Origin of the sequence: Bradyrhizobium guangzhouense (assembly GCF_004114955.1) — a bacterium.
Lineage (GTDB): Bacteria > Pseudomonadota > Alphaproteobacteria > Rhizobiales > Xanthobacteraceae > Bradyrhizobium > Bradyrhizobium guangzhouense.
The window spans coordinates 7100230-7113004 of record NZ_CP030053.1; the positions used below are offsets into that span (position 1 = coordinate 7100230).

The window sequence follows — 12775 nt, forward strand, 5'->3', positions numbered from 1 at the left end:
GCCGCTCGCGGCGGACGGCTTCAGGCCGCCTTCCAATTATCGCGTCGGTCTTTGTTCGGAGTGTTGAAGCGCTTTCACCAGTGCGGACAGCGCGGCTGGTTGATGCTGGCGGCTGGGATAATACATGAAAAAGCCGGGAATTGGCGGCGTCCAATCCTCCAGCACCCGAACAAGGCGCCGCTTTGCAATATACTCGGCGACCTGCTCTTCGTAGGCGAGGCCGACACCAACTCCAGCCAGCGCCGCCTGAATCACCAAGTGAGTATCGTCGATGATGAGCGGGCCATTCACATTAATTGTGACCGACTTCCGACCTTGCTCAAACTCCCACCGATATGGACCGCCGGCCAGACGCAGAGTAATGCACCGATGATCGTTGAGATCTTTTGGCTTCTCGGGGATGCGCCGTGAAGCGAAATACCGTGGCGACCCTATGACCGCCAAACGCAGTTCGGGGGTGACACGAACCGCGATCATGTCCTTTTGAATGTACTCGCCAAGCTGAATACCGGCATCGAACTCGCCTGCAACAAGGTCCACCGGGCCAGTGACGGTGACAACGTCCAGAACGATGTCAGGATAGGCCTCGGCAAAAGCCCTGAGCCGCGGCAACAACACCATCACCGCAGCCGATCGCGACATGACAATTCGGAGACGGCCCTCGGGTCGGCGCCGAATGCTTCGGGCCTTGTCGAGGGCATGACGAATTTGCTCGAGCGCCGGAGACAGGTCTTCCAGAAGAGCCACCCCCGCGGCGGTTGGTGCCACGCTCTTGGTGGTTCGCGCGAGCAGCTTCAGCTCAAGCCGTTGCTCAAGCCGCCGGATTGTATGGCTCAAGGCAGACTGAGACACGCCGAGTTTTGTCGCAGCGCGTGTAAAGCTTCGTTCACGGGCCACAATTGCAAACGCGGCGAGCTCGTTCATTTCGTTCGTCATGATCATGAATATCGCTCATGAGACCATGCTATTCAAGGCGCCTAGTCTCATAAGTGAACCTGCCGTAGGTTTTGCGCGATGCCGGGCCAGCTGGCTCGGCCACAATGAATGCGTCCAGCGCACCAACTTTGAGGAAGACCATGGATACCGACGCCCCCGCCCTGCGCGCCCTTGCGCAGACCTATTTTGACGCTGCTTACGAAATGGATGCCGAGAAATTCGCATCCATATTTCACCCCTCGAGTTCCGTGACAAAGGTCGCCGAGGACGGCAACGTGGGCGTGACGCCGATCGCGTCATGGCTCACAGTGGTCCGCAATACGAAGGCTCCGAAGCAATTCGCCTCCGAGCGAGAAGATCAGATCATGTCAATGGACGTTGAAAACGAGCTCGCGCTTTTGAAGGTGAAATTGCGCATTCCGCCGCGCTCCGTCACGGACCTGCTGTCATGCCTGAAGGTGAACGGGACCTGGAAAATAGTGCAGAAAGTGATGACGTCGAAACGCTGACGGATTCGGGCACGGCGGTGTCCATAGGGCCGATGAAGTCGTAGGAAGGGTTCGCTCAACGCATTCTCAAACGGGCTCTCTGACCTGCACGCCCTCGTGCCTGAGCAACCATCTCTTCCGCTCGAGCCCCCCGCCATATTTCACCAGCGAGCCGTCCGCGCCGATCAGGCGATGGCACGGCAGCACTACGCTGATCGGGTTGGAGCCGTTGGCGTGACCAACGGCTCGGATCGCTTTGGGCATCTCGATCCTGGCGGCCATCGCGCCATAGCTCATCGTCGTGCCGGGCCGGATCTGCGCCAGCGCGGTCCAGACCTTTTGCTGGAACGGTGTACCGGCGACGCGCCAAGCGACACGCGAGAGCTGATCGAGATCGCCCTCGAAATAGGCCGACAGCGCAGACTTCATCGCCGTCGGCGCTGGCTGATCGCCGAGCTCCACCGCGCCGTAATGCAAGCGTAGCAGCTCGCGCATCCGATGCTCGTAATCGTCCCAATCGAGCGCGCGCAACGCGCCATCGGCATCGGTGACAAGGAGCGCGATCCCGATCGGTGTCGCCAGCCGATCGAGGCCGAAGCTTTCGGGGGGTTTTATCGATCGAGCGGGCATTGCGGCACCTTCACATCGAAACACGCTTCGCACTTGCCATGCGGGCCGTGCTAACGTCCACCCGAAAGCTGACGCTTTTGGGGGGCTCAACTTGATTCTGATCGCCAATGTCCTGGTGGCGCTGGTCGCCGCACTGCACGCCTATTTCCTGGTCCTGGAAATGTTTCTCTGGGACAGGCCGCTCGGCTTGAAGACCTTTCGCAATACGCCTGAGAAGGCCGAGATCACCAAAGTGCTGGCGGCCAATCAGGGACTCTATAACGGTTTCCTCGTCGCCGGCCTGATCTGGGGGCTGCTGCATGGCAATCCAGCCTTCGCGTTACAGATCAAGGTGTTCTTTCTGCTCTGCGTGATCGTGGCCGGCGCCTATGGCGCGGCCACCGTCAGCACGCGCATCCTGATCGTGCAGGCGCTGCCGGCCGCGATCGCGCTGGTTGCTTTGTTCCTGACATAAAACCCTTTGCGACAGCGCTGCGCAGCGATCCTTGCGCGGCGCCTGCCCTTCCTCCACACTCTCCGGCAGCGATGGCGACCGTTGCAAGCAACGGGAAAAGACCGTCGGCCGGAAAATTCCGTCAGGAGGAACAACCAACATGAGCACTCGCAGAGCCTTCATAGCTGCCGCGGCGGCGCTCGCCTTCGCGTTCTCCGCCAACCAAGTCTTCCTCAGTCCAGCTTTGGCCCAGAAGAAATACGATACCGGCGCGAGCGACAGCGAGATCAAGATCGGCCAGACCGTGCCTTTCTCCGGCCCCTACTCGGTCTACGCCAATATCGGCAAGACCCAGGCGGCCTATTTCAAGATGATCAACGACCAGGGCGGCATCAACGGCCGCAAGATCAATCTGATCCAGTATGACGATGCCTATTCGCCGCCGAAGACCGTCGAGCAGGTGCGCAAGCTCGTCGAAGGCGACGAAGTGCTGTTCACCTTCCAGATCATCGGCACGGCCGCCAACGCTGCCGTACAAAAATATCTCAACGGAAAGAAGATCCCGCAGCTCCTCGCCTCGACCGGCGCTGCGCGCTTCAACGATCCGCAGAACTATCCCTGGACCATCGCCTATAATCCCAACTACATCTCCGAAGGGCGGATCTACGCGAAGTACATTCTCAAGGAACATCCGAACGCCAAGATCGGCGTGCTCTACCAGAACGACGACATGGGCCGCGACTACCTCGCCGGCCTCAAGAGCGGGCTCGGCGACAAGGCCGCCAGCATGATCGTCGGCGAGGTCTCCTACGAGGTCACCGACCCGACGGTGGACTCGCAGGTGGTGAAGCTGAAGTCGATGGGCGCCGATCTGTTCTACGACGCCTCGACGCCGAAGTTCGCGGCGCAGGCGATCAAGAAGCTTGCCGACCTCGGCTGGACGCCCGTGCACATCCTCGACATCAATGCGAGCCCGATCTCGGCAACATTGAAGCCGGCCGGCCTCGATATCTCCAAGGGCATCATCTCGACGCAGTACGGCAAGGAGCCCGGCGATCCCCAGTGGAAGGACGACCCCGGCGTGAAGGCCTTCTTCGCCTTCATGGACAAATACTTCCCGGAGGGCGACAAGCTCAATACGGTCAATACCTACGGGTATTCGGTGGCGGAGCTGCTGGTGCAGGTCTTGAAGCAATGCGGCGACGATCTGACGCGTGAAAACGTGATGAAGCAGGCCGCCAACATCAAGGACTTCACCCCGAGCTTCGCGCTGCCCGGCATCAAGATCAACACCGGGCCGAACGACTACCGTGTCAACAAGCAGATGCAGATGATGAAGTTCAACGGCGAACGCTGGGAGCTGTTCGGACCGATCATCGAGGACTCGGGTCCGGCAGGTTAGTTAAGGGGCAGGATTCGTAGGGTGGTTAACACCCCGCAGGGCTAACCACCCTACGAACTGCCAGCGTGTTGTGACCTTGCGTTGCAACAACGGTTCCTTCACACTCATGTCCAGCGATGGCGTCGGGTGTGCGGGCAGTGCATCCGTAGACCATCTGCACATAAACAAACCGAGGAAATTGCGAATGAGGAACGGACTTTTGCATCTGGTCACCGGCACGGCGCTGGCCTTGGCGCTGACGGTCTCGGCGGCCAATGCCCAGAAGAAATATGATCCCGGCGCGTCGGACACCGAAATCAAGATCGGTCAGACCAACCCGTTCAGCGGCCCGGCCTCCGCCTATGCCACCATCGGCAAGACACAGGCGGCCTACATGAAGATGATCAACGATCAGGGCGGCGTGAACGGTCGCAAGATCAACCTGATCCAGTACGATGACGCCTATTCGCCGCCGAAGGCGGTCGAGCAGGTGCGCAAGCTCGTCGAGAGCGACGAGGTGCTACTCACGTTCCAGCTTCTCGGCACCCCCTCGAACGCGGCGGTGCAGAAATATCTCAACGCCAAGAAGGTGCCGCAGCTTTTCGCGGCCACCGGCGCATCCAAGTTCACGGACCCCAAGAACTTCCCGTGGACGATGGGATTCAATCCAAACTACTTCGTCGAGGGCCGCATCTACGGTCAATACATCATCAAGAATCATCCGAACGCCAAGATCGGCATCCTCTATCAGAACGACGATCTCGGTAAGGACTATCTGAACGGCATCAAGGCCGGTCTCGGCGACAAGGCGTCGAGCATGATCGTGGCAGAGACTTCCTATGAAGTCTCCGACCCGACCGTCGATTCGCAGATCCTCAAGATCAAGGACGCCGGTGCCGACCTGTTCTTCAGCGCCACGACGCCGAAGCAAGCCGCGCAGGCGATCAAGAAGATCGCCGAGCTCGGCTGGCACCCGGTGCAGATCCTCGACATCAACGCCACCTCGGTCGGTGCGGTGATGAAGCCCGCTGGGCTCGAGGCGTCCAAGGGGGTGATCAGCGTCAACTACGGCAAGGATCCGCTGGACCCGACCTGGAAAGACGATCCCGGCATGAAGAAGTATTTCGAGTTCATGGCGAAGTACTATCCCGAAGGCGACAAGGACTCGAGCTTCAACAGCTACGGATACTCGACCTCGCAATTGATGATCTACGTGCTTCAGAAGTGCGGCGACAACCTGACCCGCGAAAACGTCATGAAGGTCGCCACCAGCCTGAAGGACGTGGAGCTCGACCTCTCGCTGCCCGGCATCAAGGCTAACACCTCGCCGACCGACTATCGCGTCAACAAGCAGCTTCAGATGATGAAGTTCAACGGTGAGCGCTGGGAGCTGTTCGGCCCGATCCTGGAGGATTCGGGTCCGGCTGGTTAGTCGAAGAGTTCTGAAATGCAATCGGCGGCCTGCGGCCGCCGATTTTTTTTTGGGGGCGGTTACGCCGGTATCTCGCCAAAATTCTTCCCGACCGGCAGCACCGCGTGGCGGATCAGGCGCGAATCCTCCACCGCCGCCTGCCGATGCTTCACCGCCTCGCGATAGACGGGGTCCCGGATCATCTCGACGAACGCTCCGACGCTGGGGTATTCGGCGATGAAACAATGGTCCCAGCGCTCCTCTTGCGGGCCGATCAGCATCAGCTCGAACCGGCCTTGCCAGACGATGCGGCCGCCGAGGCGCTCGAACACCGGGCCGCTCTCGCGACCATAGGCCGCATAGGCCTCCGCGCCGCTCGCCTTGCGGCCGTCCGGATAGGCGGCGTCCTTGCGCAGCCGGACCAGGTTGAGCATGTGGATCGGGCCGGGACGGTCGTTCTCCCGGAATTGCGCGAAGATCTCCTTGGTCGGATCGATATGGCCCATCGGTGTTCCCTCTTTCTTATGCCTTCGATCCTAACGCCCGCGCCTCGGAAGCGGAACTGCGGCGGGCGAATGCCGCACCTCCTAATCGCGCGTTAACCTCCGGGTAACCGGGCCTTAAACAGCGAACGCTAGCGTGCGGCGGGGCGGGGTGACCGGGCGTTTTGCGTATGGGGTCGGCAAAGAAAAAGGGTGGGCGGAAGGAGCCGCTGTTCGGCTTGCCCGCGGCGCTCGCCGATCTGCGCCTGACGGCGGCCGATCGCGTTCCCGGCGGCGATGACAGGCCGAAGAAATCAGCCGGCAAGCGCAAGGCGGACCCGTCTGACGACGAGCCGCCGCGCGAGCGCAAGGCGACCGCCAAGAACAGCGGTGCGAAGCGCCGATCGCGATCGTCCATCCGTGTCGGCCTCGGCCGCCTCGTCTATTGGGGCGCCGTGCTGAGCCTGTGGGGCGTGATCGCCGTGATCGGCGTCGTGATCTGGGTCGGCGCCCATCTGCCGCCGATTCAGTCGCTCGAGATTCCGAAGCGCCCGCCAACGATCCAGATCGTCGGCATCGACGGCACCCTGCTGGCACAGCGCGGCGAGATGGCCGGCGCGAACGTGTCGCTGAAGGATCTGCCACCCTATCTGCCCAAGGCTTTCATCGCGATCGAGGACCGCCGCTTCTATTCGCACTTCGGCATCGATCCCGTCGGCATCCTGCGCGCCCTCGTCACCAATCTGCTCCATCGCGGCGTCTCGCAGGGCGGCTCGACGCTGACGCAGCAGCTCGCCAAAAACCTGTTCCTGACCCAGGAACGCACCCTGGCGCGCAAGCTGCAGGAGGCGGAGCTTGCGATCTGGCTCGAGCGCAAGCACACCAAGAACGAGATCCTGGAGCTCTATCTCAACCGCGTCTATTTCGGCTCGGGCGCCTATGGCGTGGAAGCCGCCGCGCAGAAATATTTCGGCAAGCCGGCCAAGAACGTCACGCTTCCCGAAGCCGCGATGCTGGCGGGCCTGGTCAAATCGCCCTCGCGCCTCGCGCCGAACCGCAATCCGGAAGGCGCCGAAGCGCGCGCGCAAGTCGTGCTCGCAGCGATGGCGGACGCCAAGTTCATCACCGAGGCGCAGGCCCAGGCGTCGATCGGACACCCCTCCTACAATGTGAAGCCGGTCGGTGCCGGCACGATCAACTATGTCGCCGACTGGATCGGCGAGGTGCTGGACGACCTCGTCGGCCAGATCGACGACAGCATCAGGGTCGAGACCACGATCGATCCGAAGCTGCAGGCCGTGGCGGAGGCCGCCGTCATCGACGAGCTCGCCGCCAAGAGCGTGAAGTTCAATGTCAGCCAGGGCGCGCTGGTGGCGATGACGCCCGATGGCGCGGTGCGCGCCATGGTCGGCGGGCGGAACTATTCCGAGAGCCAGTACAACCGTGCGGTCACGGCAAAACGCCAGCCGGGTTCATCCTTCAAGCCGTTCGTCTATCTGACGGCGATGGAGCAGGGGCTGACGCCCGACACCATCCGCCAGGACGCGCCGATCGAGGTCAAGGGCTGGAAGCCCGAGAACTACACCCACGAATATTTCGGTCCGGTGACGCTGACGCAGGCGCTGGCGATGTCGCTCAACACCGTCGCCATCCGCGTCGGCCTCGAGGTCGGACCGAAGAACGTGGTGCGCACCGCGCATCGGCTCGGCATCTCCTCGAAACTCGAGCCCAACGCCTCGATCGCGCTCGGCACCTCGGAAGTCTCTGTCGTCGAGCTGGTCGGCGCTTACGCGCCCTTCGCCAATGGCGGCTTCGCGGCCACGCCGCATGTGGTGACGCGGATCAAGACGCTCGACGGCAAGCTGCTCTACATGCGCCAGCCCGACGAGCATAATCAGGTGATCGAGCCCCGTTACGTGGGCATGATGAACAGCATGATGCGGGAGACGCTGATCTCGGGCACGGCGAAGAAGGCCGAGATCCCGGGCTGGCAGGCGGCCGGCAAGACCGGCACCAGCCAGGATTATCGCGACGCCTGGTTCATCGGCTACACGTCGAACCTCGTCACCGGGGTCTGGCTCGGCAATGACGACAACTCGCCGACCAGGAAAGCAACCGGCGGCGGCCTGCCGGTGGAAGTCTGGACCCGGTTCATGCGCGCCGCGCACGAGGGCGTGCAGGTCGCAGCCCTGCCGAACCTGCAAAGCAATTGGGGGCCGTCGAACCTCGTGCAGATCTCGTCGCAGGTGTCGCCGCCGACTCAGGCAGCGCCCGGCTCTCCGCCGCCGGTCAGCAATGGCGGCTATCGTGCTCCGCCACCGACGCGTGCCAATGTGCGACCGGAGCCGGCCGCAGGGCTTGATGGCTGGCTGATGGACCGGCTGTTTGGCGGGAACCGGTAGCGACCAAGCAAGATCGCGAAAACAACCCCATGCACAGTAGCCGGCGTGTTGCGGGGTGATGCGCAGTGAGATGTGCGAGGTCGTTGATTTGGCTCTTAGATCGGCGAATGTCGCGCTATGCGCACCTCAAGCTCCGCCGTCATTCCCCGCGAAGGCGGGGAATCCAGTACGCCGCGGCTTCTCGGTTCAACAATCACCGTCTCTCGAATACTGGATCGCCCGCCCCAGTGCGCAACTGCGCACAAGGCGGGCGATGACAGCGAGTGCAGGGCTGCCAGCGCGGCCTAATCCTCGACCCCATACCGGTGCAGATCGTTGCCGCAGGTGTCGAGCCACTTCTTGGCGCGCTCCATCGAGGGACAGATCTTGCCGCAGACGCGCCAGAAGCGGGCGGAGTGATTCATCTCGACGAGATGGGCGACCTCATGCGCGGCGAGATAGTCGAGCACATAGGGCGGCGCGAGGATCAGGCGCCAGGAGAACGACAGTGAGCCCGCCGAGGTGCAGGAGCCCCAGCGGCTGGACTGATCGCGGATCGAGAGCCGCTTCACCTTGACGCCGAGCTCGGCGGCGTGGGTCTCCGCAGAGCGCTGCAGATCCTTGCGTGCCTCGCGCTTGAGGAAGTCGTTGACGCGGCGATCGACATGCTCGAGGCCGCCGGCGACACAGAGAATGCGTTCACCGCTGTCGCGAATTTCCGCCCACACCGTGCCGCGGCTGCCTGCGCGATGCACGATGCGATGGGGAACGCCACGGAGCGGTATCACTGTGCCAGGCTGGAACGGTGCAGCCTTGGGCAGACGACCCAGACGTGCCGCGATCCACGCGCCATGACGCTGCGCGAAGTCCTTGGCTTCGGCGAGCGTGCCGCGCGGCGGCATCGTGAGGATGGCTTCGCGATCACTCGGATGGATCCTGAGCGTGTAACGACGCGCCCGCCGGTGCCTTCGCAACCGAATCGCAAAGAATTGCGATCCATGGGTGATCAGAAGGGTCTTCGGTTCGTGGGGCCGCCGATAGAGGAGTGCGCGTGTGGCCATGTCTGTCAGTCCGGGGAGCAGGAGGTCGCCCGGATTCTGCCATAACCGCCGCCAGGGAAAGCGCTCGGCGCAAAAACAAATCATTTGCCCAATATACAGGGGTCTGGCGTCCGGGAGACCCTACAGACTGGGGTTGGAACCCGCTTTTTTCGCCCCCGCCGGACGCATGCGGCGCCCCCAAGGGGTGAGGGATGACTCACTCCTAGAACGCTACCTAATTACCTCGAATCTGAGGGTAACCAGGCCCTCCCGGAGCTTCCGGCAGGGCCTGAAATTTCGACGGGAAAGCCGAAATAATGGCTATTCAGCCGCAAGCGCCTGCAAAGAGCTCGGATTCGCAGCCGAGACCATGAAATCATGGATGCGCGGCACGATTTCCGACTTGAAGCGCGATCCGTTGAACACGCCGTAATGTCCAACGCCCTTCTGGACGTAATGAACGCGGCGATGATCCGGAATCGAGCTGCACAATGCGTGTGTTGCTTCGGTCTGGCCGAGACCCGAGATGTCGTCGTTCTCGCCCTCGACCGTCATCAACGCAACGCGCGTGACCTTGGAAGGATCGACGCGCGTGCCACGATGGGTCATCTCGCCCTTCGGCAGCGAGTGCTTCACGAAGACCGTGTCGACGGTCTGCAGGTAATATTCGGCCGAGAGGTCCATCACCGCGAGATATTCGTCATAGAACTCGCGATGCTTGTCGACGAGGTCGCCGTCGCCCTTCACCAGATGGGCGAAGAGCTGCTTGTGGGCGTCCATGTGCCGGTCGAGGTTCATGCTGATGAACCCGTTGAGCTGGAGGAAGCCCGGATAGACGTCGCGCATCATGCCCGGATGCGGGAATGGCACCTTGGTGATGACGTGGTTGCGGAACCAGTCGATGCCACGCTCTTGCGCGAGATTGTTCACGGCGGTCGGATTGCGGCGGGTGTCGATCGGACCGCCCATCAGCGTCATCGAGGTCGGCACGAAGGGATCGCGTCGCGCTTCCATGATCGAGACCGCAGCGACGACAGGCACGGAAGGCTGGCACACCGCCATCACATGGGTGTTGCCACCCAGCACATGCAGCATCTCGACGACGTAGTCGATGTAGTCGTCGAGATCGAAGCGGCCGTCGCTGAGCGGCACCATGCGCGCATCGGCCCAATCGGTGATGTAGACCTCATGCGCCGGCAGGAACGCCTCGACCGTGCCGCGCAGCAGTGTCGCGTAATGGCCGGACATCGGCGCCACGATCAGCACGCGCGGCTGCGGGCTGCGCAACGGACGGGCGAATTTGCGATCGAAGTAGAGCAACCGGCAGAACGGCTTTTCCCAGACCGAGCGAACCTCGACGGGAACGCGAATGCCGTTGACCTCGGTGTCATTGAGGCCCCATTCCGGCTTGCCGTAGCGGCGCGTGGTGCGCTCGAACAATTCGCAGGCCGCGGCGACCGATTTGCCGACTTCGGTGCGCGCCCAGGGGTTCAGCGGATTTTGAAACAGCAGCTTGGTCGCGTCGGTGACTGCACGCGCCGGATTGAGAGAGGCATGCGCCATCTCGTACATCCAGTACATCGGCGTGGTCAGGACCGGGCTGCCTTCTGCGGCCAGGGGCGGCGCGCCGCCAAACTCACCAATAGGCATATTATAATCCTCTTCGCATCGCAGCATACTGCCGAATGCGTAATATTGCGTCAATGCATGCTTCCGTACATCTACGTGGCCGAAACTGCCAAACCAGCCTGAATCCACGATAAAGTGACGTTATTCGCCGCCCGCAAGCAGCGAGCCGTGTTTCCGGGCGCTGCGCAAAAGGGCAAGGAATGCCCCGAAAGAAGCCAGCAGAAGCACCGCGTTGATGGCTAACGCCTCCCCCATCAAATCGGTCCGGAAGCTGTTCTCGATCAGCAGCGCGCGCATCCCCTCGAACACGTAAGTCGGTGGCAGCGACCAGGCGACATATTGCAGCCAGGCCGGCAGCACGCTGACCGGATAATAAATGCAGGCGAGCGGCATGATGGCGAACATCAAGGTCCAGACGATGCTCTCGGCGCCGAGGCCGTTCCGCAGTACCAGACCCGAGACGAAGATGCCGACCGACCAGCTGGTGAAGATCAGGTTGCAGAAGAAGGCGATCAGCGGCAGGCCGAGGCTGTAGACGTTGAAGTGAAAGAACGCGATCGCCAGCAGCGTCATCGGGATGACGCCGATCGCGAGACGGATCAGGCTCATCACCATCAGCGAGAGCAGAAACTCGATCGGCTTCAATGGGCTCATCATGAGGTTGCCGAGGTTGCGGGCCCACATCTCCTCGAGGAAGGAGATGGAGAATCCGAGCTGGCCGCGGAACAGGATGTCCCAGAGGATCACGGCGCCGATCAGCGTGCCCCCGGCGCGCGCAAAGAAGCTGGCGTTTTGCGCAATATAGTATTGGATGAAGCCCCAGGTGATGACCTGGAGCGCCGGCCAGTACAACAGCTCGAGCAGCCGCGGCCAGGACGACATCAAGAGGTACCAATAGCGCAGGATCATCGCGCCGATGCGTTGCACGGAGATGCCGCGGTAGAGGGAGATGTCGGTCATCGCCGCTCCTTCGTCTTGAAAGGGCCCGTCATTCCGGGGCGATGCGCAGCATCGAACCCGGAATCCATCGGCCCGCAGCGCACGCGGTGAAATGGATTCCGGGTTCGCGCTCCGCGCGCCCCGGAATGACCGCGGAGAGGCCCCCTCATCTCGCCCCCTCCTTCGCACCGTTCACCCGCCCGCGCGCGACGTCGAGGAACACCTCCTCCAGCGTGGTGCGATTGTAGCGGGCCATGATCGCGTCGGGCGTGTCGTCGTCCTCGACGCGGCCGCGCTTCATGATGATGACGCGGTCGCACAGACGCTCGACCTCCAGCATGTTGTGCGAGGCCAGCAGGATGGTGGCGTTGTTGTCTTTCCGATAGCGCTCCAGATGGCCCCGCACCCAGTCGGCCGTGTCAGGGTCGAGCGATGCGGTGGGCTCGTCGAGCAGCAGCAGCTCGGGCTGGTTGATCAGCGCCTTCGCCAGCGCAACACGAGTCTTCTGCCCCGCCGAGAGCTTGCCGTTGGCGCGGTCGATGAAATCGGTGAGATCGAGGTCGTCGGCCAGTTCTGCAATACGGTCGGCAAGGTGCCTGACTGCATAAAGCTTGCCGAAAATCGTGAGGTTCTGCCGCACCGTCAGCCGCATCGGCATGTCGACATAGGGGCTTTCGAAGTTCATCCGCCCCAGCACCTCGGCGCTCTGTTCCGGCATGCGATGACCGAGCACGCGGACGCGGCCGGCGGTCGGCAGCACCAGCCCCATGATCATCGCGATCGTGGTGGTCTTGCCGGCGCCATTGCCGCCGAGCAAGCCGGTGATGCTGCCGCGGGGAAGCGAAAAGGAGATGCCGTCGACCGCGCGGGTCTGCTTGTAGACCTTGACGAGGCGATCGACCTCGATGGCCGCGGACGAAATGCCCTCCGCGACAGTCGGCCAGCTTGAAGCCCTGGAGTTCTCAGTCATGCTAGAGGCGTTCTTCCGCCATTGCGCGGTGGAGTGCAAGGCTTGTAACTCGAAG

At 62.3% G+C, this 12775-nt stretch carries 12 protein-coding genes; 5 read left to right on the top strand and 7 right to left on the bottom strand.

The window, feature by feature from the left end; all coding sequences use genetic code 11:
• Positions 1 to 36 precede the first annotated feature (36 nt).
• Positions 37 to 942, bottom strand: a complete 906-nt coding sequence (locus XH91_RS33750; protein WP_128954616.1) for a LysR family transcriptional regulator — start codon at positions 940 to 942, stop codon at positions 37 to 39.
• 134 nt (positions 943 to 1076) lie between these two features.
• On the opposite strand from XH91_RS33750, the gene XH91_RS33755 reads away from it, so the two are divergent.
• Complete coding sequence (locus tag XH91_RS33755) at positions 1077 to 1445, top strand: nuclear transport factor 2 family protein (RefSeq protein WP_128954617.1); 369 nt, start codon at positions 1077 to 1079, stop codon at positions 1443 to 1445.
• 66 nt (positions 1446 to 1511) lie between these two features.
• Here XH91_RS33755 and XH91_RS33760 read toward each other — a convergent pair whose 3' ends face one another.
• Positions 1512 to 2054 carry a methylated-DNA--[protein]-cysteine S-methyltransferase gene (locus XH91_RS33760; protein WP_128954618.1) on the bottom strand — a complete coding sequence of 181 codons (543 nt, stop codon included), beginning with the start codon at positions 2052 to 2054 and terminating at the stop codon, positions 1512 to 1514.
• A gap of 91 nt (positions 2055 to 2145) precedes the next feature.
• Here XH91_RS33760 and XH91_RS33765 point away from each other — a divergent pair, with 91 nt between their 5' ends.
• From XH91_RS33765 to XH91_RS33775, 3 genes are all read left to right on the top strand, one after another.
• Positions 2146 to 2508, top strand: a complete 363-nt coding sequence (locus XH91_RS33765) for a DUF1304 domain-containing protein (RefSeq protein WP_164933558.1) — start codon at positions 2146 to 2148, stop codon at positions 2506 to 2508.
• Positions 2509 to 2647: 139 nt separating this feature from the next.
• Entirely contained in the window at positions 2648 to 3889 is a 1242-nt protein-coding gene (locus XH91_RS33770) for an ABC transporter substrate-binding protein (RefSeq protein WP_128954619.1), read from the top strand.
• A 184-nt stretch (positions 3890 to 4073) separates the two neighbouring features.
• A complete protein-coding gene (locus XH91_RS33775) occupies positions 4074 to 5300 on the top strand; it encodes an ABC transporter substrate-binding protein (RefSeq protein WP_128954620.1) in 1227 nt (408 codons plus the stop codon).
• A gap of 59 nt (positions 5301 to 5359) precedes the next feature.
• Here XH91_RS33775 and XH91_RS33780 read toward each other — a convergent pair whose 3' ends face one another.
• The gene (locus XH91_RS33780; protein WP_128954621.1) at positions 5360 to 5785 is read right to left on the bottom strand and encodes a DUF1330 domain-containing protein; all 426 of its coding nucleotides are present in this window, start codon (positions 5783 to 5785) and stop codon (positions 5360 to 5362) included.
• A 167-nt stretch (positions 5786 to 5952) separates the two neighbouring features.
• Between XH91_RS33780 and XH91_RS33785 the strand changes: the two genes are divergently transcribed.
• The gene (locus XH91_RS33785; RefSeq protein WP_128954622.1) at positions 5953 to 8163 is read left to right on the top strand and encodes a transglycosylase domain-containing protein; all 2211 of its coding nucleotides are present in this window, start codon (positions 5953 to 5955) and stop codon (positions 8161 to 8163) included.
• Positions 8164 to 8447: 284 nt separating this feature from the next.
• Here the strand turns inward: XH91_RS33785 and XH91_RS33790 are convergent, their stop codons facing one another.
• The 4 genes from XH91_RS33790 to XH91_RS33805 form a co-directional block, all read right to left on the bottom strand.
• Positions 8448 to 9287 carry a M48 family metallopeptidase gene (locus tag XH91_RS33790; protein ID WP_128954623.1) on the bottom strand — a complete coding sequence of 280 codons (840 nt, stop codon included), beginning with the start codon at positions 9285 to 9287 and terminating at the stop codon, positions 8448 to 8450.
• A gap of 216 nt (positions 9288 to 9503) precedes the next feature.
• On the bottom strand, positions 9504 to 10832 hold the full coding sequence (locus tag XH91_RS33795) for a polyhydroxyalkanoate depolymerase (RefSeq protein ID WP_128954624.1): 1329 nt from the start codon (positions 10830 to 10832) through the stop codon (positions 9504 to 9506).
• A gap of 120 nt (positions 10833 to 10952) precedes the next feature.
• Entirely contained in the window at positions 10953 to 11771 is an 819-nt protein-coding gene (locus XH91_RS33800; protein ID WP_128954625.1) for an ABC transporter permease, read from the bottom strand.
• Between the two features lie 145 nt (positions 11772 to 11916).
• Positions 11917 to 12720 (bottom strand): ABC transporter ATP-binding protein, encoded by an 804-nt coding sequence (locus tag XH91_RS33805; RefSeq protein ID WP_128954626.1) that lies wholly within the window; start codon positions 12718 to 12720, stop codon positions 11917 to 11919.
• Positions 12721 to 12775 lie beyond the last annotated feature (55 nt).

What these genes read in the sequence shown, in the direction of transcription:
- XH91_RS33800 (WP_128954625.1), bottom strand. Translation starts at nt 11,771, where the DNA reads ATGACCGACATCTCCCTCTACCGCGGCATCTCCGTGCAACGCATCGGC.
- XH91_RS33790 (WP_128954623.1), bottom strand. Translation starts at nt 9,287, where the DNA reads ATGATTTGTTTTTGCGCCGAGCGCTTTCCCTGGCGGCGGTTATGGCAG.
- XH91_RS33780 (WP_128954621.1), bottom strand. Translation starts at nt 5,785, where the DNA reads ATGGGCCATATCGATCCGACCAAGGAGATCTTCGCGCAATTCCGGGAG.
- XH91_RS33755 (WP_128954617.1), top strand. Translation starts at nt 1,077, where the DNA reads ATGGATACCGACGCCCCCGCCCTGCGCGCCCTTGCGCAGACCTATTTT.
- XH91_RS33775 (WP_128954620.1), top strand. Translation starts at nt 4,074, where the DNA reads ATGAGGAACGGACTTTTGCATCTGGTCACCGGCACGGCGCTGGCCTTG.
- XH91_RS33805 (WP_128954626.1), bottom strand. Translation starts at nt 12,720, where the DNA reads ATGACTGAGAACTCCAGGGCTTCAAGCTGGCCGACTGTCGCGGAGGGC.
- XH91_RS33795 (WP_128954624.1), bottom strand. Translation starts at nt 10,832, where the DNA reads ATGCCTATTGGTGAGTTTGGCGGCGCGCCGCCCCTGGCCGCAGAAGGC.
- XH91_RS33760 (WP_128954618.1), bottom strand. Translation starts at nt 2,054, where the DNA reads ATGCCCGCTCGATCGATAAAACCCCCCGAAAGCTTCGGCCTCGATCGG.
- XH91_RS33785 (WP_128954622.1), top strand. Translation starts at nt 5,953, where the DNA reads ATGGGGTCGGCAAAGAAAAAGGGTGGGCGGAAGGAGCCGCTGTTCGGC.
- XH91_RS33750 (WP_128954616.1), bottom strand. Translation starts at nt 942, where the DNA reads ATGATCATGACGAACGAAATGAACGAGCTCGCCGCGTTTGCAATTGTG.
- XH91_RS33770 (WP_128954619.1), top strand. Translation starts at nt 2,648, where the DNA reads ATGAGCACTCGCAGAGCCTTCATAGCTGCCGCGGCGGCGCTCGCCTTC.